The 21,506-nt window shown below is 44.5% G+C and carries 23 protein-coding genes and 1 pseudogene; 10 read left to right on the top strand and 14 right to left on the bottom strand.

Translation table 11 applies throughout. From position 1 onward, the window contains the following. Window positions 1–368: 368 nt before the first annotated feature. The 3 genes from FTU86_RS11025 to def form a co-directional block, all read right to left on the bottom strand. Complete coding sequence (locus tag FTU86_RS11025; protein WP_180036894.1) at window positions 369–2,408, bottom strand: TonB-dependent copper receptor; 2,040 nt, start codon at window positions 2,406–2,408, stop codon at window positions 369–371. 73 nt (window positions 2,409–2,481) lie between these two features. Continuing rightward, window positions 2,482–2,904 (bottom strand): DUF2946 family protein, encoded by a 423-nt coding sequence (locus FTU86_RS11020; protein WP_180036893.1) that lies wholly within the window; start codon window positions 2,902–2,904, stop codon window positions 2,482–2,484. 90 nt (window positions 2,905–2,994) lie between these two features. Further along, the gene (gene def, locus FTU86_RS11015; protein WP_005181462.1) at window positions 2,995–3,519 is read right to left on the bottom strand and encodes a peptide deformylase; all 525 of its coding nucleotides are present in this window, start codon (window positions 3,517–3,519) and stop codon (window positions 2,995–2,997) included. 119 nt (window positions 3,520–3,638) lie between these two features. Between def and FTU86_RS11010 the strand changes: the two genes are divergently transcribed. From FTU86_RS11010 to FTU86_RS13865, 4 genes are all read left to right on the top strand, one after another. After that, window positions 3,639–4,796: a LysM peptidoglycan-binding domain-containing protein gene (locus FTU86_RS11010; protein ID WP_168384812.1), complete on the top strand. Its 1,158-nt coding sequence runs from the start codon at window positions 3,639–3,641 to the stop codon at window positions 4,794–4,796. A 16-nt stretch (window positions 4,797–4,812) separates the two neighbouring features. Next, entirely contained in the window at window positions 4,813–5,955 is a 1,143-nt protein-coding gene (gene dprA / locus FTU86_RS11005) for a DNA-processing protein DprA (RefSeq protein WP_180036892.1), read from the top strand. A gap of 44 nt (window positions 5,956–5,999) precedes the next feature. After that, complete coding sequence (locus FTU86_RS11000; protein WP_005181449.1) at window positions 6,000–6,566, top strand: L-threonylcarbamoyladenylate synthase; 567 nt, start codon at window positions 6,000–6,002, stop codon at window positions 6,564–6,566. 156 nt (window positions 6,567–6,722) lie between these two features. Next, on the top strand, window positions 6,723–6,875 hold the full coding sequence (locus FTU86_RS13865) for a hypothetical protein (RefSeq protein WP_228152267.1): 153 nt from the start codon (window positions 6,723–6,725) through the stop codon (window positions 6,873–6,875). A 70-nt stretch (window positions 6,876–6,945) separates the two neighbouring features. Here FTU86_RS13865 and FTU86_RS10990 read toward each other — a convergent pair whose 3' ends face one another. Beyond that, on the bottom strand, window positions 6,946–7,857 hold the full coding sequence (locus FTU86_RS10990) for a DMT family transporter (protein WP_005181447.1): 912 nt from the start codon (window positions 7,855–7,857) through the stop codon (window positions 6,946–6,948). Between the two features lie 328 nt (window positions 7,858–8,185). Here FTU86_RS10990 and FTU86_RS10985 point away from each other — a divergent pair, with 328 nt between their 5' ends. From FTU86_RS10985 to FTU86_RS10960, 6 genes and pseudogenes are all read left to right on the top strand, one after another. After that, a complete protein-coding gene (locus FTU86_RS10985) occupies window positions 8,186–8,728 on the top strand; it encodes a glutathione peroxidase (RefSeq protein WP_005181445.1) in 543 nt (180 codons plus the stop codon). Between the two features lie 182 nt (window positions 8,729–8,910). After that, window positions 8,911–9,519 (top strand): hypothetical protein, encoded by a 609-nt coding sequence (locus tag FTU86_RS10980; protein WP_160241814.1) that lies wholly within the window; start codon window positions 8,911–8,913, stop codon window positions 9,517–9,519. 120 nt (window positions 9,520–9,639) lie between these two features. Continuing rightward, entirely contained in the window at window positions 9,640–10,638 is a 999-nt protein-coding gene (locus FTU86_RS10975; RefSeq protein WP_168405856.1) for a pirin family protein, read from the top strand. 37 nt (window positions 10,639–10,675) lie between these two features. Further along, window positions 10,676–11,129 (top strand): annotated as a pseudogene (locus tag FTU86_RS10970) (AAA family ATPase). A gap of 1 nt (window position 11,130) precedes the next feature. Continuing rightward, complete coding sequence (gene blaOXA, locus FTU86_RS10965; RefSeq protein WP_180036891.1) at window positions 11,131–11,955, top strand: class D beta-lactamase; 825 nt, start codon at window positions 11,131–11,133, stop codon at window positions 11,953–11,955. A 232-nt stretch (window positions 11,956–12,187) separates the two neighbouring features. Further along, on the top strand, window positions 12,188–13,153 hold the full coding sequence (locus tag FTU86_RS10960) for a hypothetical protein (RefSeq protein WP_168391259.1): 966 nt from the start codon (window positions 12,188–12,190) through the stop codon (window positions 13,151–13,153). A 67-nt stretch (window positions 13,154–13,220) separates the two neighbouring features. Here the strand turns inward: FTU86_RS10960 and FTU86_RS10955 are convergent, their stop codons facing one another. From FTU86_RS10955 to FTU86_RS10910, 10 genes are all read right to left on the bottom strand, one after another. Then, window positions 13,221–13,640, bottom strand: a complete 420-nt coding sequence (locus FTU86_RS10955) for a F0F1 ATP synthase subunit epsilon (protein ID WP_005181432.1) — start codon at window positions 13,638–13,640, stop codon at window positions 13,221–13,223. Between the two features lie 26 nt (window positions 13,641–13,666). After that, complete coding sequence (gene atpD, locus FTU86_RS10950) at window positions 13,667–15,061, bottom strand: F0F1 ATP synthase subunit beta (protein WP_104490036.1); 1,395 nt, start codon at window positions 15,059–15,061, stop codon at window positions 13,667–13,669. Window positions 15,062–15,087: 26 nt separating this feature from the next. Further along, complete coding sequence (gene atpG / locus FTU86_RS10945; RefSeq protein ID WP_005181426.1) at window positions 15,088–15,957, bottom strand: F0F1 ATP synthase subunit gamma; 870 nt, start codon at window positions 15,955–15,957, stop codon at window positions 15,088–15,090. 86 nt (window positions 15,958–16,043) lie between these two features. Then, entirely contained in the window at window positions 16,044–17,588 is a 1,545-nt protein-coding gene (atpA, locus tag FTU86_RS10940; protein ID WP_005181412.1) for a F0F1 ATP synthase subunit alpha, read from the bottom strand. A 46-nt stretch (window positions 17,589–17,634) separates the two neighbouring features. After that, window positions 17,635–18,171 (bottom strand): F0F1 ATP synthase subunit delta, encoded by a 537-nt coding sequence (locus FTU86_RS10935; RefSeq protein WP_005181408.1) that lies wholly within the window; start codon window positions 18,169–18,171, stop codon window positions 17,635–17,637. A gap of 12 nt (window positions 18,172–18,183) precedes the next feature. Next, on the bottom strand, window positions 18,184–18,654 hold the full coding sequence (locus FTU86_RS10930; RefSeq protein ID WP_005181403.1) for a F0F1 ATP synthase subunit B: 471 nt from the start codon (window positions 18,652–18,654) through the stop codon (window positions 18,184–18,186). Between the two features lie 40 nt (window positions 18,655–18,694). Beyond that, entirely contained in the window at window positions 18,695–18,940 is a 246-nt protein-coding gene (atpE, locus tag FTU86_RS10925) for a F0F1 ATP synthase subunit C (RefSeq protein ID WP_000424060.1), read from the bottom strand. Between the two features lie 86 nt (window positions 18,941–19,026). Continuing rightward, window positions 19,027–19,902 carry a F0F1 ATP synthase subunit A gene (gene atpB, locus FTU86_RS10920; protein ID WP_004970145.1) on the bottom strand — a complete coding sequence of 292 codons (876 nt, stop codon included), beginning with the start codon at window positions 19,900–19,902 and terminating at the stop codon, window positions 19,027–19,029. Window positions 19,903–20,003: 101 nt separating this feature from the next. Beyond that, window positions 20,004–20,402, bottom strand: coding sequence for an ATP synthase subunit I (locus FTU86_RS10915; RefSeq protein ID WP_005181400.1), 399 nt, complete (start codon window positions 20,400–20,402; stop codon window positions 20,004–20,006). A gap of 171 nt (window positions 20,403–20,573) precedes the next feature. Further along, on the bottom strand, window positions 20,574–21,413 hold the full coding sequence (locus FTU86_RS10910) for a metal ABC transporter solute-binding protein, Zn/Mn family (RefSeq protein WP_016658982.1): 840 nt from the start codon (window positions 21,411–21,413) through the stop codon (window positions 20,574–20,576). Window positions 21,414–21,506: the final 93 nt, after the last annotated feature.

Raw genomic sequence — 21,506 nt, 5'->3', positions numbered from 1 at the left:
TAGAAAGTCAACATGCAATGTTGATTTTATTTCTAAACTTACCACCTAAACCAGAACTCAACCATTTTGGCTAAACCCTTGTTTATCAACAAGTTTTTATCAACATCACCGCCGATGGATGTGCATTCTACAGGATTTCAGAGGGGTTGCAACACCTTTTTTAAAACTTCTGAAACGTGTGTTTATTTTATAATCCAAAAAATTTATAAATAATTGTTTTATTTATAAAAAATATTTTAAGAAAAATATTCGTTATTTTATTTGGAAATATCAATTTATATTAAGCTATTGAAATAAATAAATTTTATAAAATTTTAAAAATAAAAAGCAGGACTTTCGCCCTGCTTTTTGTCTGCATTTCGAGCTAATTAGAATTTAAAGCTCATTCGTGCCCAATAATTACGGCCCACATTATTGAATTGCTCGTTGGCGGCTAAACCAATACCTGCATTCCCCATTTTATTGAGATGTTCGGTATACGTCTTATCTAGAACGTTGTCGATTCCCACAGAAAGATCAACCCCATCGGAAAGATGGTATGTGCCGTTTAAGGACAAAGTGCTGAAACCTGCACTTTCTTTTAGATCATAACCTACGATATTGCCCTGATTCTGGCTAATCCGGTTTTGACCATCCACGATTCGCCAATAGGCCCCCAAGGTATAACGATCCTGGATATAACGTAAGTTTACACGACCTTCAAGCGGTGCAATCTGTGGCAACGGCGTATTGTCAGTGGTGTTTTCACCCCAGGCATACATTGCGCTGACATCTGCTTGAATAGCATCAGTAAACTGATACCCTATCCCCACCTCAGCTCCAGCAATGGTGGCATCAACATTACGTGAGTCTGCTGCATTCTTCATCATTGGAACTTGTTCAGTTGGATCATAGGTCATCAGAATAAAATCATTAATCAAACCTGCATATGCTGATGCCCATGAACTAAAGGCACCATGCTCATGCTGATAGCCAATATCTAACTGTAACGTTTTTTCTGGCTCCAAATACTTAAATGTCGAACCTTCGACACCATTCAAATCAGTTCTAAATAATTCCCAGTAATCCGGCATCCGTTCTACATAACCTAAACCAATATAGGTTTTAGCATCATGATGAGGATGCTGGTTTTCCAAACGGATAAAGGCACTCGGTAAGGTTTCCTGACGTTGCTGTGTGCTTTGTACCGCATCTACTTCAACCTGATCAACACGAACACCGCCCACCAAACGATTCTGCTCACTCAGCTGATAACCCAACTCACCAAAAGCGCCAACAGACTGAAACTTCATATCTTTGATACGTGGTAAGGCATGATAGGCAATATTATTTTCTGTATCGGTCTTACGGATTGTGTGCTCATTATTTTGAGTATCAATACCCGTAATAAAATCCAGCTGATCCCACTCATGTGTCACTGCCAGACGTGCGTTTAAGGTTTTACGCGCCACGTTGGTAGCCGTTTCTTCTGGCATCATCATGGTCGGCTTAAACTGACGCAAACTATAGTTATCCATCACATGATCATTAAAGTTGTAGTTAACCTGCGCTTCAATTTTCTTGATCACATCAGTGACGTTCTGTTTTTCAACGCGTAAACCCAGACTTTCACGGGCAAATTTAGAACCATCCATCATCCGGCCAGCATACACCGCTTCACCATCGGCTTTCCCCCCAGTCAGTTCGACCCAGGTATCTGCATCCGGGGTCCAGCCCAGTGCTACATCAGCATTCCAACGTTCCCAGTCCGATGGCACGGTATTGCCCTCACCATCCTGATAGCTATTCGATACCGAACGGTTGCTATTTAGGCGAATATATTTCTGCTCGTCGCCTGCTGCAACCTCAATATTATGGTCCAGACGGCCAAATGAACCGGCCAGCACACTCAGTTGACCACGATAGTGCTGATCTTCATCAAACTGTTCCGGACGGCGCTCAAAAATCACGGTGGCAGCTGAGCCGGTATTGGCATATTGCACGGTTTGTGGGCCTTTAATTACCGAAATCTGGTCATAACTTTCTGGTGAAATATAGGAGGTCGGTGAATCCATACGACTCGGACAGGCACCCAGGTTTTCTGTGCCATCGGTCAGAATTTTAATCCGCGAACCAAACATGCCACGGAAAGTCACATCGCCATTGGTACCAGCGCCACTGTTGACCGCGCTAAAACCGACAATACTTTGCAGATAATCTGCGCCATCGGTGGCTGGAATCGGTTGAATTGGCTGTTTCGGATCGGCACGGACAATCAGGCCGTTGGCATCATTGCCCTGATGCGCAGTCATCACAATAGGTGCCAGACTTTGGACGGGTGTTGGGGTTTCTGCAAACACAACTGGTGAATAACAAGCAACACAAATCGCAGCCGCAAGAGGCTGTAAAAAGAATTTTGGCTGAGCCATTTTTCATTTCTCACTGGAATACATATAAAACACGGCTTAAGTCATTCAAGACCCAAGCAAAACAAACGCGGTTTTATGCAAACAGTGGCGGTGCCCTACCCTGAGGAATAAGAAATAGTCGTTGCAGTGCAAACCAGACATGCTGGAAAGCTTTTTCAAAAGCGATAAAACGCACTTGAATACGATCAAACACTTCTTTCACACTGAGTTCTGGCGGTAAAACGAGATTGCCGTACACGGTACAGTACTGGCATTGATGATTGGCATCATGATGATTATGCCCGTCATCTGAAATGACTGGTTGATGCTGACTGTACAGATGTTCGGAATGGGCATGTCCATGCGCTGAATGATCAACCGGCAATAAAAGCGCACGCGTAATGGTTTCACAGACCGGTGCCACCTGATAGGCTTTCGGCAGCAAAGGCTGTAAAAAAACAGCAATCTGTAAAAATACTGCCATCAGTGAGAGCAGTAAACCACTACGAATCAACAAACATATATTCCTGCTTTTGACTGGCCCAAGTATAACAAAGCCCAATCGAAATTGGGCTGTTTTGTCCTGATCTTTTGGTCGCAGGGCTGTTTAGCGTTTAACCGCCACTTTCTGACGCTGACGCACCACTTTTTCGACTTTTTCACGGGCACGCTGGCGCTTTAATGGCGACAGATAATCGACAAAAAGCTTACCATTTAAGTGATCCATTTCATGTTGGATACAGACAGCGAGAAGTCCGTCCGCTTCTAACTCAAATGCTTGACCTTCAAGGTTAATTGCCTCAATTTTTACACGTGACGGACGCTCAACTTTGTCGTATATTTGAGGCACTGACAAGCAGCCTTCTTCATAAGGCTGGGTTTCTTCAGTCAATGGGGTAATTTTGGGGTTAATGAATACCATCGGTTGGTCTTTGTTTTCAGACAGATCCATAACAATCAGCTGAATATGACGGTCAACCTGCGTTGCAGCCAGCCCGATGCCGGGCGCTTCATACATGGTTTCAAACATATCTGCGGCGAGCTGACGAATTTCATCAGTAACTTCTTCGACGGGTTGTGCAATGGTACGAAGACGGGGATCGGGGAAACTTAAAATAGGTAATAAGGCCATATTACGTCCTCAGCTTTGCCATTGGTCAAATAACCGAATGAAGGAATGCTTCATCGAAAAAATGTATGTAAGATCGTTATTATAACGCAACTACATACATAATTTTAGGAATTATGATAATGAAAAAGGTTTTGAAGGGCACATCTTCTTTTCGTGCCTTGGGGTTAAAACAGCAGGCGCTGGCACTTGCTGTCTGTTTCAGTTTTGGGGTGGGCGCAGTCAGTACTGTACAGGCCGCACCGGCACGCAATATCAACCCACCGACCTTACAGGCCAATGCACCAAATGTGTATGTGGTGAAAAAAGGCGATACGCTGTGGGATATTTCCAAGAAGTTTCTGCAAAACCCGCTGCGCTGGCGTGAAATCTGGGCCAGCAACAAGCACGTGAAAAATCCGCACTGGATTTTCCCGGGAGATCGCCTGCTGATGTGTACCTATGATGGCCGCCCGATCATTGGTAAAGATGAAGGTGATGGCTGTGAAGGCATTATCCGTCGTTATACCGGCGACACCACCAGCCTGCAGCCGCAAATCCGGGTTGAATCGCTCAACAATACCATTCCGGTAATTCCGTTAGAGTACATCCAGCACTGGCTGGAACGTACCAGCATTATTGCCCCTGAATCTTTGCAACAGACGCCTTATATTTTAGGCACGGCGGATCAGCGTGTCCTGGCGGCCAAAGGCCAGAATGTCTATGCCCGCGGTCAGGGTCTGCAAGTTGGCCAGCGTTATGCTGTGTATCGTGAAGGCGAACCGTATATCTTCACCGATGCCAACGGTAAAAAATACAATGCCGGTCTGGAGCTGACTCAGGTTGCATCCGGTATTGCAGTACGCGGTGAAAATGATATTACCACCCTGGAACTGACCGATACCTACAATGCCGAAGTGCGTCGTGGCGATCGTGTACTGCCAGAATATGACCCGATGTTACCAACCCTATTCTACCCGACCAATGCCGAACACATTGCAGCAGATGGCCAGGTGGTACGCGTGATGGGTTCAATTGGTACCGCAGCTAAACACAGTGTGGTCACCATTGACCGTGGTCAGGCGCACGGCGTGCAATCCGGTCATGTATTTGCGGTAACTCAAAAAGGCGAAGTGGTCACCGATCCGAAAACCCGTGAACGGGTGCAGCTGCCAGGCGAGCGTATTGGCTATGCCATGGTCTTTAAAACCTTTGACCAGCTCAGCTATGCCTATATTCTGGACAGCGAACTACCAATTAAAGTCGGGGCCGGTATTCAGCCACCGATTATGGAAGATTAAGACTGAGGGATGAGCCATGCTGAATACGATATCACCCGGTCATCTCGCAACGATTCGCCTGTGGTATCTGGTTCAGCATTCACTCCCCAGCTTTTATAAATTAATCCGGCACTTCGGTTCGGCCACTGCGGCCACCGAAGCCGGCAACCTACAGCGCTGGGCAGAACTGGGACTGCATCAGAACCATCTGCAACGCGCACGGGATTTTCATCAAGCACAGGCACAAGCCGACTTCCAGCACTTGCTGCAGCGCGTCCAGCAACATACCGATTTTATTCTTATTCCCGAAGATGTCGGTTACCCCACCCAACTGCTGCCCTATACCGACAAGCCACCAATTTTATTTGGTCAGGGACAGGCGCAACCTTTACTTCAGCCGCAAGTGGCAATTGTTGGGAGTCGCAAAGCCAGTCCGCATGGCCGGCAGGTGGCTTATGACTTTGCCTATTATTTAAGTGAAAAAGGCTTTTTTATTAACAGTGGCCTAGCGCAAGGCATTGATGAAGCAGCCCATCAGGGTGGCTTGAAACATCAACGTACCATTGCCGTGATGGGTACTGGTCTCGACCTCACCTACCCGGCCACACACCAGGGTCTGCGTGACCAGATTCTGCAACGGCATGGCACTATTATCAGTGAGTTCCTGCCACAGACCAAACCGCTACAGCAGCATTTTCCACGGCGTAACCGCATTGTCAGTGGACTTAGCCTGGGAGTGATTGTAGCCGAAGCCACGCTGGACAGCGGCTCGCTGATTACCGCCAAACTGGCGGCCGAGCAAGGTAAAACCGTGTTTGCCATTCCGGGACATATTTACAGTGAATTTCATCAGGGCTGCCATCAACTGATTCGGGAAGGCGCGATTCTGGTTGATCATCCGGAACAGGTCATTGAAGATCTGGCCTTGCCAACCCAATGGCTGAGTCAACAGCAGGCGACCTCATCCGGTACAGCATCTACAGCTACCCACTCGACCTTGCCCGAACATCTGCTGGCCCTATACAGCCAGCTGGACTGGGTTGGTAAAAACATGGACCAGCTGGCCAGCGAACTGCAACAGGAAACCGCCCATTTAACCGCTCAGTTAATGGAACTGGAGCTGCTCGGGATGGCAATGCAGCAATCGGGGCTATATCTGCGTTGTCGTCCATCGCAATAAGGTTCACAATAGTACACCCCGCATAACCTCGAAAGGTGTACCACATGATTACAACCTCTGTTGCCGAAGCAGCCACTTGTCTACAGCAAGGACAGGTGCTGGCCTATCCTACAGAGGCAGTTTGGGGTCTCGGCTGTGACCCGTATAACCAAGATGCTTTTATGCAGATTCTGCAACTGAAACAGCGTCCGATTGAAAAAGGCGTGATTTTATTGGCAGGTCATATTTCCCAGGTAGAACATTTGCTGCACAACCTGGCCGAACCACAGCGTCAACAGGTGATCGACTCCTGGCTCAATCCACCCGCAGAGCGTGCTACCACCTGGTTGTTGCCGGCAGGTGAGCATATTCCCAGCTGGATTAAAGGCCAGCATCCTAAAGTCGCGGTACGTGTAACCACGCATCCGCTCTGTGTCGCGCTATGTCATGCCTTTAGCGGCTTTATTGTATCGACCAGTGCCAATCCGGCCGGACAGGAACCGGCGCGCTCCCTGCAAGAGGCCAGCCAGTATTTTGGCAATCAGCTGAATTATTTAAATGGCGATTTGGGACTCAGCCAGTTACCTAGCCGTATTCTGGATGCTGAAACCGGTGCCGTGATTCGTGACTGAAGATCGGGCCAGAAATGAAAGAAATTTCAGGCAAAAAAAAGCTCAACCATATAGGGATGGTTGAGCATAAAAAAGGATGTGTATCAATCACATCCAGAGGGTATCGAAATCTCTGGGCAAATCAGCAACAGTCGCTGATCTGCGATGGAGCGTATTATGGGTGAACAGTTTAAAAAAAACAAATATATTTTAGCTCTTAAAAAGCAGCTTAAACCTATGATTAATCAACCATTATTTGAAAAAGTTCAAATTATCTTGCTCTTTTTAAAGTGCTTTTTAAAGAAGCTAAAAGCTACTCTCCTCGACTAAAGTCTATTTGCCTTTATTCACGAGATCATTCAAGCAAAAAATTAAGTTTGTTTGTTCGTTTTTTAGGCAATTATTTAGCTTTCAGCAGCACTGGCGCCACAGTTTTTTTCTGGGCCAGCACAATTCCGAACAGAATAATCGCCCCACCAATACTGTGATAAATGGTCCAGGCCTCTTTTAACCAGACAAAGGCAATTAAAGCGGTAAACACCGGCATCAGGTTCATAAAGATACTGGTGCGGTTCGGTCCCAGACGCTGAATCGCCATCATCCACACCAAAGGGGCAATTAATGAAGGAAAAATACTGGCGTAGATCACGCTGCCGGCATTGGCCATATTGATAGCATCAAGACCCAACCAGGCCACAAACGGCAGGTGATACAGCAGTGCAAACAGAATCTGCACATACAGGCTCAGCATTAACGGAATCTGCAGCTGCCATTTTTTCAGAAAAACCCCGTAAAAGGCATAGAAAAACACGGCAATAATCATCAGCAGATCGCCCCACTGACCACCGGCATGCAGCAAGCCCCAAGGATTGCCCTGCCCCATCACATAGATTAGCCCGGCAAAGGACAATAGGCTGCCAATAATGGCGTAGCGATTCGGAATATCGCGCAGAATCAGCATCGACACAAAAATGGTAAAAATCGGAATAAAGGCATTAATAATGCCCATATTGGTGGCGGTGGTGTAATGCGCAGCGGTATAGGCCAGTCCCTGATACAGCACCAGTCCAAAGGCACTCAGCACTGCCAGCTGTTTCAGATGCGGTACAATCAGGGCGCGTTCACGGATCACCCGCGGCAAAATAAACGGGGTCAGAATCAGAAAGGCAAAAAACCAGCGATAAAAACTGATGCTCACCGGCGAGATAAAGTCGGTCACATAGCGGGTCACGACAATATTCAGTGACCAGATCAGTACCGCGCTGACCGGTAAAAGAATGGCCCAAGACAGCATTTTTTCTTGCTGTGTCATATTCTGTTCCTTGTTGAGTCGATCGGCCTGAAGCAGACGCTGCTTCCTGCGCTGAATGAATGCCTTTTCACTTTATTTTTAAACTTTCCTTGTACCCTCATTCTAGTCCAATTTAACTGCTTTGGGGCAGTTCACGACAGTGAAATCTTGTGCTGCGTTCAAATTGCTCCATCACTCCACTTTGCTGGGATTCCGCACCTGCTTAAAATATGCCGCATTGACACAGCGCTATACAAAAATCTGCCAAAAGCCGCAGCAATAGGTCTTGCGGGATTGGGCAAAGCCCGTTACAACAGAGAACGACAATAAATCACTTTAGGATAAACACATGGCATCTGTATATGACATTCCGGTCGTGACCATTCAGGGTGAAGAAACCACACTGAACCAGTATCAAGGCAAGGTGCTGCTGATTGTAAACGTGGCTTCTAAATGCGGTCTGACGCCGCAATATGAAGGTCTGCAAAAGCTTTATCAGCAGAAAAAAGAACAAGGTCTGGAAATTCTGGGCTTCCCGGCCAATGACTTTCTGGCGCAAGAACCCGGCAGCAATGAAGAAATCCAGCAGTTCTGTTCGCTGAATTATCAGGTAGATTTCCCGTTATTTGCCAAAATTTCGGTAGTGGGTGAAGATAAACATCCGCTATATGCCCGCCTGACTCAAGCCATTCCTGAGCGAATCGGTGAAGGCCCGTGGTGGAAAGATCTGGTGGATTATGGTCTGACCCCAAATGAACCACCTGAAGTGCTATGGAACTTCGAGAAATTCCTGATCAATAAAGAAGGCGAAGTGGTGGCACGTTTTGCCCCAGATATTCAGGCCGATGACCCACGTATTGTCGATGCGATTAATGCCGAACTGGCGCGTTAATTGTTTACAGTAACAAAGAGGGTCGCGGCCCTCTTTTTTTATAGATCTAGACATCCATAAGCCACGCTCATCACACCGCCTGTTTGCCCTGGAAAATTGTTATTGCTTTGCAACAATCTGTTTTTTATTTAATTAAAGCCCCTATATTAAACTGCAAGATAAAAATTGTGATTGATCTTGTCATGAAACGCGCCTTTTCCCATTTTCTCCTGCCCTTTGGCCTGCTGACTTCAGCTCTACTTCTGGTCGGTTGTGACCAGCCCAGCGCTCCGGTTTCGGAAGCCGATCCGGACACTGAAATCACCTCCCAGCAGCAAAGCCCTGCGCCACAAGCCGATTTAAAAAGCGGCAATATGTTTTATATTGTGCGCGATGTGGCTGATATGCAGCTGAAAGCCGGTGAGTATGTCGAGCAGTTACGCCAGACCCAGACCGAGCTGCAACAGGCCGTCAACAGTCAGGATCATCAACAGCTACAAAGCGCAGCCAGCAAATTGCAACAGCAATTACAGGGCTTTAATAGCGCCTTAAACAGTTTGAATTTAAAAAGTCAGGAAATTGACAATATTCGCCAGAACATTCTGCAAGCCAATGAACAGGTTCTGGCTTCGCCATTTTTAAATGGTCAGATTGACCTCAGCAAAGTGGATTTTGCCAAAATTCAGCAGCAGATGGGCACAGTACAGTCTGAAATGGTGAAACTGGCCAGCATCCTGTTACAGTCAGAGAATTCTGAAAATACTGAAAGCGCAAACACTGACACTGAAAATCAGGCAGCAACTGAATCCTGATTTTCAGGCTCACTGCCCATCTGGGTGGTGAGCTTGTCTGATTCAGACAGTTTCTGGTCTGATTCTGATGGTTAAAATTTAAAAAAAATAATGAGTTCATTTAAAAATAAGAGGTCTGCCATGCAGCATCCACTGATTTATTCTGTTGTACCGGTGACATTCCGTTTAGATCTGAAAGATCCATTTATCTTCTGTGCCCATCATCTGGATCATTTTCCGGCTGGCAATGCCCAACTGGGTCCGCAAACGCCACCACAAAATAAAGAATACAATATGTATTATGGCAATGTGGTGCCCGGTTTCCCTGAGCACCCACATACCGGTTTTGAAACCATTACCTTAGTGGAACAAGGCGTGGTCGATCATTTTGATTCACTCGGCAATGCCGGTCGCTATGCCGCTGGAGATGTGCAATGGCTGACCACCGGCAATGGCGTCGAACACTGCGAGATGTTTCCACTCGTGCATGAAGACCAAGCCAACCCAATGGAACTGTTCCAGATCTGGTTTAATTCATCGCCTGAGCAGAAGCAACAGCCAGCTGATTATAAAATGTTATGGCGCGAGCAGATTCCGCATGTAATTGAAGCCAATGCGGCAGGCCAGAAAGCTGATATCCGGGTGATTTCCGGTCAATTTAAAGAAACCGATGCCCTGCCACGTCCACCTCATTCATGGGCAGCACCCGCTGAAAACAAGGTGAATATTTACCTGATTACCCTAGCGCCCGAAGCTGAAGTCACTATTCCAGCCACCAGCGCCAGCTCGACCCGCTTCTGTTATTTCTATCAGGGTAAGAGTTTAGAGCTTGAAGGTCAGCAGATGGACGTGAAACATTTGGCCGAATTGAAATCGGATGCCGAGATTCATTTAAAAGGTGGACTACTCGAATCCCGGATTCTATGGCTTGAAGGTGAACCAATTGGTGCACCGGTAGCCATGCGCGGGCCTTTTGTACTAAATAGTGAAGATGAACTGAACGCTGCCTTTAAACGTTACCGCGACACCCATTTCGGTGAATGGCCATGGCCGAGTCCAGCACCGGTGTTTGAACGTAAACAGCCGCGTTTTGCGACTTATCAGGGTGGTGAGCATAAGGAATATCCTGAACAGCTCTAAATTCTATTTTTATGAGAACAGCTTGGCATGTTTCAGGCTGTTTTTATGCAAATTAATTTTATTTTCTAATGTTCAAGCGTCTGGAAAGTCGAGTTTTTATTTGCTGAATTTGGCGCATAGTCATTTGCGAATTAATTTGGATATGCTAAAAACACGACATCGTGAAAATATTATTTTTGAAGGGGGACTTGCCTCTAAAATCAAAATGGTGATTGATAACACTAACCAGATCAAAGCAGACCGCGCTCTATATTCAAAGAGCAAAGGATGCTGGTTTTGAAGTCATTTCTTATTATTTTGAAACTGACTTAAACAGTACTTTGGAGCGAAATAGCCACCGTATGGGTAAAGCCAATATTCCTGAAGTCGGTGTTCGTGCAACCTATAAAAAGCTAGAAGTTCCAAGTTTAGATGAAGGATTTGATGAAATTTTTAAGGTAAAGATTATAGGCAATGGCGAGTTTTCAGTTGTCCCACTTGAAGCCAAATAATATGAAACAGAATATCAATCTACTTATTGTCATACTCAGTAGCTGCTTACTTACAGCTTGCGCATCTACAGCATCAACTTCTGCAACACATCTTCAAATTCCGAGTCAAATTCATTCCGAAATTGCAGCAGATTTTAAGCAAGCCAATACTGAAGGGATTTTATTGTTTCAAAAGAATAACCAAATAGTGATCACAGGTAATCAAGTCAATCGCGTTGACCAACGTTTTATTCCTGCCTCAACCTTTAAAATTTTAAATGCCTTAATTGCACTGGAGCATCAAAAAACCAATCCAACCGAAGTGTTTAAATGGGACGGTCAGCCTCGAGCCTATGCACATTGGCAAAAAGATATGACGATGGTTGAAGCCATACAATTATCGACTGTACCTGTCTATCAAGAGATTGCAAAGCGTATCGGATCTGAACTGATGCAAGCTGAATTAAAACGTGTGCATTATGGTAATGAAAAGATGGGCAATGTTATCGACCGTTTTTGGCTCGATGGGCCTTTAGAAATTACACCAAGGCAATCTTTAGACTTTATTTCTAAACTGTCGACCCATACCCTGCCGTTTAAACTTGAAACCCAACAAACAGTTAAAGAGATGTTGCTGATTGAAAGTCATGCACATTACACACTATATGGCAAAACTGGTTGGGGAACAGCACAGCCTTATGATGTCGGTTGGCTGGTTGGATGGATTGAAACATCAAAAGGTGAAGTTATTCCTTATGTGCTGAATATGCAGATGAAAGATGGAATGACTCCTAATATTAGAAAGGAGTTGGTTTTAAAAGCCATACAAGGATTAGGCATAAAATAATAAAATTATAATTCCTGTAGTCGGCTTTCGAGCGATGTATAAAAAGCTAGAAATCCCAAGTTTAGATGAAGGATTTAATGAGATATTTAAGGTAACGATTGTGGGGAATGGGGAACTTTGTGTTTCCTATATAGAGTGAAACTTATAGATAGACCCTGAATTTTTGAATTTCAAATATACATTTAAAAAAATATTCATATAATCAATTCAATATCAAAAAATAAAAGATCCTATGAAAAAAGTTTTAGTCATCCTCTGTCTCTTCTGTGGGGTCATATTCTGGACGGCGCAAAGTTTAGGTTACGATAAGATCATTAGCTTGCTTCGGCAACCCTTTCAAACTTCTGCTGAGGACAAGCGTTTACAAGATTGGATCATTTATGAAAAATTTCTACTAAATATGGAAATTCCTGACTTAGATCCTTACCCCAAAGTAGATATATCTAAAAACTACTTAGATCAAATGCTTTTAGTTATTATAAAAAATACACCTAAAGTAATTTCCTCAAACAACAATAATATTGAAACTTTAAATTCTCTAAATTTCATTTCACCTGAGTTTCAGGAAATCGTGGCGTTAGAGATAGAGGCTTTAAATACTCAAAACCAACTTATGCAGGAAAATATTGTCGATTACTATAAAAAACACAAGACAACTCAATCTTACTTGCAAGAACCAGTCTTAAAGTTAACAGCTAAATCACAATATTTACTTCAGCAAAGTGAATTAAAAAATCTGAACTATTTAAAAGTTTTAAGTTTCAAAAATGATCGTCGACTAAAAAATTTAAATGCTGACACATTACAGGATTGGATCTACTATTTAGAATTTGAGCATCAACAGAATCCTAAAGATCCTGTATGGGATACAATGAAAATCTTAAAAGAAATGGGAAATAGATCGTCATCAGATGATCAAATTTTACTAAAAAATTACCAAAATCAAAAATTTAAGACTGATCATTATCAAAAAATACAACAGCTTAATATTTTAGCGATTCAATCTAATCTCAACCTGTTCTCGGACTTCTCCAAACCACAGAATATTCAGCAAGCATCAGAACAGTTGAAAAAACTAAATGAACTTTTAAAAACAAATGACTTTAAAGATGCTATGGAAATTTCAAATAAAATTGAAGAGCTTACCCAGCAAATACATCAAGAAATGATCTTAGGTTTAGAAAAGGGTTTTATCTAAATTTCATTATTTTAAAAACATAAAAAAACCACCCTTTCGGGTGGTTTCTTCAATCTTAAACCAGCAATTACATTGCGCGGTTTTTGATTTTGCGGATCGTTTCCAACTGTGCAGCAGTTTCTGCCAAAGCAGCCAAAGCAGCAGCAGCGTCCAAATCGCTCTTTTGATTCGCCAGCAATTGTTCAGCGTGTTTACGCGCTTCAATAATTGCCGCTTCATCCAAGTTTTCTGCACGGACTGCAGTATCTGCAAGAACCGTAACAACGTGCGGTTGAACTTCTAGAACACCACCAGATACATAGATTAATTCTTCTGTACCATTTTCCAAAATAACGCGGATCGCGCCAGGTTGGAGCAAAGTTACCAGCGGAGCGTGGCCAGGCATAATACCCAACTCACCGCCAGCACCTTTTGCAATTAGCATAGTTACAGTGCCAGAGTACAAAGACTCCTGAACACTTACAACGTCACATTGCATAGTCGCCATGAGAACCTCCTAAATTAGGTAGCTAATTAAAGTTTCTCGGCTTTAGCAATCACTTCGTCAATACCACCAACCATATAGAACGCTTGTTCTGGGATGTGATCGTATTCACCAGCTAGAAGACCTTTAAAGCCACGAATCGTTTCTTTAAGCGGTACAAGTTTACCAGGCGCGCCAGTAAATACTTCAGCTACGTGGAACGGTTGAGAGAAGAAACGTTGGATCTTACGTGCACGGTATACAGTAAGTTTGTCTTCTTCTGACAATTCGTCCATACCAAGAATTGCGATAATGTCTTTCAGTTCTTTATAACGTTGAAGAACGTTTTGAACTGAACGAGCAATTTCGTAATGCTCAGTACCAACTACCAGTGGATCTAACTGACGTGAAGTTGAGTCAAGTGGATCGATCGCAGGGTAAATACCTTGAGAAGCGATGTCACGGCTCAATACAACAGTTGCGTCCAAGTGAGCGAACGTTGTAGCAGGCGATGGATCTGTTAAGTCATCGGCAGGTACATATACCGCTTGGATAGACGTAATCGAACCAGACTTAGTCGATGTAATACGTTCTTGAAGAACACCCATCTCTTCTGCAAGTGTAGGCTGATAACCTACTGCAGATGGCATACGGCCTAGAAGTGCTGATACTTCAGTACCTGCTAGTGTATAACGGTAGATGTTGTCAACGAACAATAATACGTCACGGCCTTTACCGTTTTCGTCTTTTTGATCACGGAAGTACTCAGCCATCGTCAGACCAGTTAACGCTACGCGTAAACGGTTACCAGGTGGCTCGTTCATCTGACCGTAGACCATTGCTACTTTGTCTAGAACGTTAGAGTCTTTCATCTCGTGATAGAAGTCGTTACCTTCACGAGTACGCTCACCAACACCAGCGAATACAGATAAACCTGAGTGCGCTTTAGCGATGTTGTTGATCAACTCCATCATGTTTACAGTTTTACCAACACCGGCACCACCGAACAGACCAACTTTACCACCTTTCGCGAACGGGCAAAGTAAGTCAATGACTTTAATACCAGTTTCTAGAAGGTCAGTAGAAGCCGCTTGTTCTGCATAAGAAGGCGCTTGACGGTGAATTGGTAAACGCTCTTCAGTTGCAACTGGACCAGCTTCGTCGATAGGGCGACCAAGAACGTCCATGATACGACCAAGTGTCGCTGTACCTACTGGTACAGAGATCGGCGCGTTAGTATTCGTTACGTTCAAACCACGTTTAAGACCTTCAGTAGATCCCATCGCAATTGTACGCACAACGCCGTCACCAAGTTGTTGCTGAACTTCTAAAGTAGTTTCAGTGCCATCAACGTGAAGAGCGTCATAGATCTTAGGAACGCTGTTGCGTTCAAACTCGACGTCGATAACCGCGCCGATGATCTGAATGATACGACCGCTACTCATTGCTGTCTCCTCAATTCAAAATAATGTTAAACGGCAGCGGCACCACCAACGATCTCAGAAATTTCCTGAGTAATCGCGGCTTGACGCAGCTTGTTATAAATAAGTTGTAGGTTCTTGATAAGCTCACCTGCGTTATCCGTCGCAGCTTTCATTGCGACCATACGTGCAGATTGCTCACAAGCGATGTTTTCAATCACACCTTGATACACCACAGACTCAATATAACGAACCAATAAACCATTCAGCAGTTCTTCTGCTTCTGGTTCATAGATATAGTCCCAACCGTATTGACGGTTCAGGGTCTTGTCTTCTTCAGCAGCTGCTAAAGGAACAAGTTGTTCGATTTTTTGATTTTGAGTCATGGCATTGACAAAGCCGTTGGACACCAGATAAATACGATCTAACTCGCCTTTATCATAAGCGTCTAACATCACCTGTACAGAACCAGATAACTGTTCAAGACTTGGTGTATCACCTACGTTTGTAGTTGCACCTAGTACTTTACCGCCGTAGTTTTTAAAAAACGAAACCGCTTTTTGACCAATTAAAGCAAATTGAACTTCAATTGACTGCTCTTGTTGCTGTTGTACGTGTTTGACCACTTTTTTGAACAGGTTAATGTTCAAACCGCCTGCCAAACCACGATCTGAAGAAACAATGATATAGCCAACGCGCTTCACAGGACGCTCAACCATATAACGGTGTTTATATTCAGGATTCGCTTGTACCAAATGAGCAATTACACGGTGCATATTTTCGGCATACGGACGGCCTTGAGCCATGCGCTCTTGCGCACGACGCATCTTAGAAGCAGCTACCATTTGCATCGCTCGAGTAATCTTCTGCGTGCTCTTGATACTAGCTACTTTGGCGCGAATTTCTTTTAAGTTTGCCATACGCTTAACCTAGTATTCGAAGGCCCTTTCGAGCCCTCGAAGGTTGATCCGTGAACCAAACCAACACTAATTAGCAAAGTGCTAAATTAGTAAGTTTGAGTCGCTTTAAAGCTTTCAATACCTGCTTTGATTGCAGCTTCGATGTCTTTGTTGTAATCACCAGTTTCATCGATTTGTTGCATTAACGCAGCGTGCTCTGAACGGAAGTAAGAAATTAACGCAGCATCAAAGTCTACGATTTTCTTCACTTCAACGTCAGCCATGTAGCCTTCGTTAGATGCATAAACTGAAACAGCCTGGTCAGCAATTGAGTAAGGCGCATATTGTTTCTGCTTCATTAACTCAGTTACGCGTTGACCATGTTCAAGTTGCTTACGAGTTGCTTCGTCAAGGTCAGAAGCGAACTGAGCAAACGCTGCCAATTCACGGTATTGCGCCAAAGCGGTACGGATACCACCAGACAATTTTTTGATGATCTTCGTTTGAGCCGAACCACCAACACGCGATACAGAAATACCGGCGTTCACCGCAGGACGAATACCCGCGTTGAATAATGATGTTTCAAGGAAGATCTGACCATCAGTAATCGAAATTACGTTAGTCGGTACGAATGCAGATACGTCACCTGCTTGAGTTTCAATAATCGGCAATGCAGTTAATGAACCAGTTTGGCCTTTAACTTCACCGTTAGTGAATTTCTCAACATAGTCAGCAGATACGCGAGAAGCACGTTCAAGTAGACGAGAATGTAGATAGAATACGTCACCTGGGTAAGCTTCACGACCTGGTGGACGACGAAGAAGCAATGAAATTTGACGGTAAGCAACAGCTTGCTTAGACAAATCATCATAAATAATTAACGCGTCTTCACCACGATCACGGAAGTATTCGCCCATTGTACAGCCAGCATAAGGCGCCAGATACAGCATTGCTGCTGGATCAGCTGCAGCTGCTGCTACAACAGTGGTATACGCCATAGCGCCAGTTTCTTCCAGCTTGCGTACTACGTTCGCGATAGTCGATTGTTTTTGACCAATTGCTACGTATACACACTTAATGCCAGAGTTTTTCTGAGCGATGATCGCATCGATCGCCATAGCTGTTTTACCAGTCTGACGGTCACCAATGATCAACTCACGCTGACCACGGCCAACTGGGATCATTGTATCTACTGATTTATAACCAGTTTGTACAGGTTGATCCACTGATTGACGCCAAATTACGCCTGGTGCTACTTTTTCTACAGCATCAGTTAATTTCGCATCAATTGGGCCTTTACCATCAATTGGGTTACCCAAAGCATCTACGACACGGCCTAAAAGTTCTGGACCAACCGGAACTTCTAATACACGACCTGTACAACGAGCTTTTTGACCTTCTTGAAGGCCTAAGTAGTTACCTAAAACAACGACGCCCACTGAATCCTGTTCTAGGTTCAGTGCCATACCGTATAAGCCGCCGTCGAATTCGATCATTTCACCGTACATTGCATCAGCAAGACCGTGAATGCGCACAATACCGTCGGATACCATAACAATGGTACCTTCGTTTTTAGCGGTCGCGCTGGTGTCCAGATCGCCGATACGCTGTTTAATGAGCGCACTGATCTCGGATGGATTCAGTTGTTGCATTGCGCTATACCTCAATCTTTTTAAAGTTCAGTCTTCTTATATGCAATTACGCAAGAAGACGAGTCCGCATTTTTTCAAGCTTGTTAAGCGCAGAATCATCTATCACTTGGTCGCCTGCACGAATAACAACACCCGCGATTAACGCCGGGTTGACTTCTACTACAATAGAAACCGTGCTGTTGAAACGCTTTTCCAGCGCCGCTTTCAACACTTGTTCCTGGTCAGCAGACAATGGGAAAGCCGATTCAATTACGACGTCCACATTGTTGTTATTCTGTGATTTGAGCTGTTCATATTCTGCTTGAATTTCAGGCATTAAAGACAAACGATCATTTTCAGCAAGCAAAGTCAAAAAGTTTGACAATGCTGCAGTCTGGTCTTCACCTAAAACTTTTGCAAAAACACTCACCTGCTCTGCAGGAGTAAGCTCAGGGCGATTTAAGTAAGCTGAAAATGCTTCGTCTTGTACCGCAGCACTGAGCAATGCTAGTGCTTGTGACCAACTGTCAGTTGCACTTTGCTCAGAGGCATAAGCATATGCTGCTTTCGCATATGGGCGTGCCAACGTCAAGAGTTCAGCCATATTTCGCCTCGCTTAAAGTTTAGCAGCCAGCTGGTTCAGCATGGCATTGTGAGCTTCTGCGTCAACTTGCTGGCTAAGAATTTTCTCAGCACCGGCAACTGCCAAAGCAGCGACTTGTTGACGTAATTCTTCGCGAGCAGCATTGATTTCAGTATCAACAGCTTCTTTCGCCTGTTGACGGATACGCTCACCTTCAGCAGATGCTTGAGTACGCGCTTCTTCGACCAATTGTGCTGCACGACGGTTCGCTTGTTCGATCAATTGAGCCGCTTGTGCTTTCGCTGCGTCTAGCTCTGCCTTAACTTGTGCTTGCGCATCAGCAAGGTCAGCTTTTGCTTTTTCAGCAGCATTTAAGCCATCAGCGATGCGACGCTGACGCTCACTAATCGCATTGATTAGTGGTGGCCATACAAACTTCATGCAGAATGCGACGAAAATCGCAAATGCAATCGCTTGGCCAATCAATGTGAGGTTGATATTCATTGCTATTCCTCAAATAGTGGATTTTTGGGAATTAAGCTGATTAACCTACAAATGGATTAGCGAAGATGAAGAACAAGCCAATACCAACACCGATCATAGGCACAGCATCAAGAAGACCCGCGATTAAGAACATACGAGTTTGAAGTTGTGGAGCCAATTCTGGCTGACGTGCAACAGCTTCAAGGAAGCGACCGCCCAAAAGACCAAAACCAATCGCAGTACCTAAAGCACCGAAAGCGATCAAGATAGCAGATGCAATTGCAACTAGACCTAAAGTGAGTTCCATGAAAAATTCCTCAGAGGTTAGGTTTTATACCAAATTAAGTTAAAAAATTGTGTGCCCAACCGCCCGATGACAGTTAGGCCATACCATTAATGCTTTTCGCTTGCCATGCTCATGTACACGATTGTCAACATCATGAAAATGAATGCTTGTAGCGTAATAATCAAAATGTGGAAAATCGCCCAAGGCACAGACAATGCCCACTGGATCCAGAACGGTAATAACGCGATAAGAATGAAGATTAACTCACCCGCATACATGTTACCGAACAGTCGTAGAGCCAATGAAACTGGTCGCGCCAAGAAAGTAGTCAATTCCAACAATAAGTTGAATGGAATTAAAAGCACTTTAGCAACTGGATTACTTGGGTTAAATGGGTTAAGTGCCAACTCACCAACGAAGCCGCCAACACCTTTCTCACGAATACTATAGAAAATAATTAAGAAGAATACAGAAATAGACATACCTAAGGTAATGTTTGGATCTGTAGTCGGAACAATTTTAAAGTAAACCTGATGAGGGTCCACACCCAGCATAGATGCAATCGCCTGTTGAGCTACATAAGGAATAAAGTCAACAGGGATTAAATCCATCAAGTTCATGAGGAAAATCCACACGAAAATGGTTAATGCTAAGGGTGCAATTAATCGAGACTTCCCATGGAAGGTATCACGTACACTTGAATCTACAAACTCGATAATCACTTCAATTACTGACTGGAATTTACCAGGCACGCCTGAATTTGCAGCTTTCGCGACAATCCAGAACAATAAACAGAAGATCAGACCAAGTCCGATAGACCAACCCATTGAATCCAAGTGAATAGCAGTGAACCCCATCTGTTGAGCTTCTTCAGCAGACTCAGCCAACTTCCATGAACCGTCTGGCATTTTGCCGTACGTCATGTTGGTCAAGTGATGCTTGATATACTCGGTCGAAGTAAGGGCATGTTCTTCAGCAGCCATAAATCACACCTGGTCAATGTCAAAAACAAAAGAGGGAACGAATATCGCGTGCTGCTTGATATCTCGCTCATCTCCTAAAAACTTTTCAATTTTTGCTGCGCCTATACTCGTTTTTGTAGACGTGACACCCAAAACGGAGCGACCCACGACATGGCCTGAACGAGAATAAAACCACAAAACAATGCAACCGGAGACAACGGCTCGACATTGCTTAAAATTAAAATGAATCCTACGATCACAATCGCAAACTTACCGAGCATGCCCCTATACATGTTCGACAGAACTTGTTTAGATGCTCTCGCGCCTGCTGCGCGGAACGACTGCCAGGAAAAATAACAACTTGCAACCCAACATACCAATGCACCAAGTGCGGCACTCAAGGCGGCTGTAGCATCTTTGAATATCCAGGCAATCAATGCAGCAACAGGTATCATGAATGCTTGCAAGAAGACCAAAGCTTTCGCTAATCGTCGGTCAATCAAGCGACTAGTTCGGCTCATTTACTTTCCACTCACAGCATAAATGCTTGACAAGTTTAACTGATGATCGTTTTTTATCGCAGGCATTATAGAGTTACACCCCTGAACATGCAATCTTTTCCCGATCTTAGTCGTATTTTTTTGCACAACTGTAACCGTATTGTCATAATTCAAATTTGCCGCCAAAACGCGCTATTTTTGCGCATTTATTACACATTTTTGCGTTTGGGTAGCCAATTTCTGCCAGGCCTGCACAAAGTCCCCTGCCCCACTCATACTTTCGTCGACCATTTGAAACACAATCGGATTCAGGCGCTGATACTGGCTCTTGCTGGCATGACCTTCGGCCAGTAAACACATTTTCGTGTTTGGACGATGATCATTCATATATTTAATTTGCGCCACCGTCGGAGCGACATGCGGATCATGGGTCAGTGCGCCGGCAAACTTCAGGTTCAGCGGACGTTCCAGATATTGATAGGCATCATGATAAGACCAGTAGGCTTTGGCCGAGGCTTTGCTTTTAAACTTGTCTGCGGTCAGGAGCAGCTCTTGGGCAAAGGCACGGGCATTGGCCCAGTACTGTTCACGCTGCTCAGGCACCTGTTGGGAACGCAAGGCCGCAATAAAAAAGCCAATACGAATGGCATTGTTCGGATCAAGCCAGACATGCGAGTCGACCGTATCTTTTAATGCTGCACCACGAGGGCTACGCTGTGGTAGCGTTTGCAAAATGCCAGAATCTAGCAATGAAATAGCTTTGCTCTGATTGCTGAACAGTTTTTCTAGAGGCGCTTCATGCGCTTTGCCTAGCCAGATCACCAGACCTGCATCCTGAATGGTCTTGCGATGTGCAGGAGTCAAACTGACATCATGTCCGGTCTGGTCGGCCAATAATAAGGTCGGGGTTTCTATGCCTTGTGTAATTTCCTTGGCAATCAGATAAATCGGCTGTGTCGAAATAACAAGACTTTGAGACCAACTCAAGGTACTGAACAAAGCCAGAGCACAGAAGGCGAAAAAACGGGACATGAGCGCAAAATCATAAAACAGGATAGATGTTATATTATAACAAAATAACAAAAATACCTATGTATAATCGAATCTGACTATACTTCATGTTAA

The organism is Acinetobacter sp. YH12155 (genome assembly GCF_013418255.1).
Classification (GTDB): domain Bacteria; phylum Pseudomonadota; class Gammaproteobacteria; order Pseudomonadales; family Moraxellaceae; genus Acinetobacter; species Acinetobacter indicus.
The sequence above is the reverse complement of the archived record's forward strand: the minus strand, read 5'-3'. Positions and strand labels throughout refer to the sequence as shown.

Bases quoted from the DNA above. Each gene is read 5' to 3' on its own strand.
- FTU86_RS11025 (WP_180036894.1), bottom strand. From the start codon at position 2,408: ATGGCTCAGCCAAAATTCTTTTTACAGCCTCTTGCGGCTGCGATTTGT.
- def (WP_005181462.1), bottom strand. From the start codon at position 3,519: ATGGCCTTATTACCTATTTTAAGTTTCCCCGATCCCCGTCTTCGTACC.
- FTU86_RS11010 (WP_168384812.1), top strand. From the start codon at position 3,639: ATGAAAAAGGTTTTGAAGGGCACATCTTCTTTTCGTGCCTTGGGGTTA.
- dprA (WP_180036892.1), top strand. From the start codon at position 4,813: ATGCTGAATACGATATCACCCGGTCATCTCGCAACGATTCGCCTGTGG.
- FTU86_RS11000 (WP_005181449.1), top strand. From the start codon at position 6,000: ATGATTACAACCTCTGTTGCCGAAGCAGCCACTTGTCTACAGCAAGGA.
- FTU86_RS13865 (WP_228152267.1), top strand. From the start codon at position 6,723: ATGGGTGAACAGTTTAAAAAAAACAAATATATTTTAGCTCTTAAAAAG.
- FTU86_RS10990 (WP_005181447.1), bottom strand. From the start codon at position 7,857: ATGACACAGCAAGAAAAAATGCTGTCTTGGGCCATTCTTTTACCGGTC.
- FTU86_RS10985 (WP_005181445.1), top strand. From the start codon at position 8,186: ATGGCATCTGTATATGACATTCCGGTCGTGACCATTCAGGGTGAAGAA.
- FTU86_RS10980 (WP_160241814.1), top strand. From the start codon at position 8,911: ATGAAACGCGCCTTTTCCCATTTTCTCCTGCCCTTTGGCCTGCTGACT.
- FTU86_RS10975 (WP_168405856.1), top strand. From the start codon at position 9,640: ATGCAGCATCCACTGATTTATTCTGTTGTACCGGTGACATTCCGTTTA.
- blaOXA (WP_180036891.1), top strand. From the start codon at position 11,131: ATGAAACAGAATATCAATCTACTTATTGTCATACTCAGTAGCTGCTTA.
- FTU86_RS10960 (WP_168391259.1), top strand. From the start codon at position 12,188: ATGAAAAAAGTTTTAGTCATCCTCTGTCTCTTCTGTGGGGTCATATTC.
- FTU86_RS10955 (WP_005181432.1), bottom strand. From the start codon at position 13,640: ATGGCGACTATGCAATGTGACGTTGTAAGTGTTCAGGAGTCTTTGTAC.
- atpD (WP_104490036.1), bottom strand. From the start codon at position 15,061: ATGAGTAGCGGTCGTATCATTCAGATCATCGGCGCGGTTATCGACGTC.
- atpG (WP_005181426.1), bottom strand. From the start codon at position 15,957: ATGGCAAACTTAAAAGAAATTCGCGCCAAAGTAGCTAGTATCAAGAGC.
- atpA (WP_005181412.1), bottom strand. From the start codon at position 17,588: ATGCAACAACTGAATCCATCCGAGATCAGTGCGCTCATTAAACAGCGT.
- FTU86_RS10935 (WP_005181408.1), bottom strand. From the start codon at position 18,171: ATGGCTGAACTCTTGACGTTGGCACGCCCATATGCGAAAGCAGCATAT.
- FTU86_RS10930 (WP_005181403.1), bottom strand. From the start codon at position 18,654: ATGAATATCAACCTCACATTGATTGGCCAAGCGATTGCATTTGCGATT.
- atpE (WP_000424060.1), bottom strand. From the start codon at position 18,940: ATGGAACTCACTTTAGGTCTAGTTGCAATTGCATCTGCTATCTTGATC.
- atpB (WP_004970145.1), bottom strand. From the start codon at position 19,902: ATGGCTGCTGAAGAACATGCCCTTACTTCGACCGAGTATATCAAGCAT.
- FTU86_RS10915 (WP_005181400.1), bottom strand. From the start codon at position 20,402: ATGAGCCGAACTAGTCGCTTGATTGACCGACGATTAGCGAAAGCTTTG.
- FTU86_RS10910 (WP_016658982.1), bottom strand. From the start codon at position 21,413: ATGTCCCGTTTTTTCGCCTTCTGTGCTCTGGCTTTGTTCAGTACCTTG.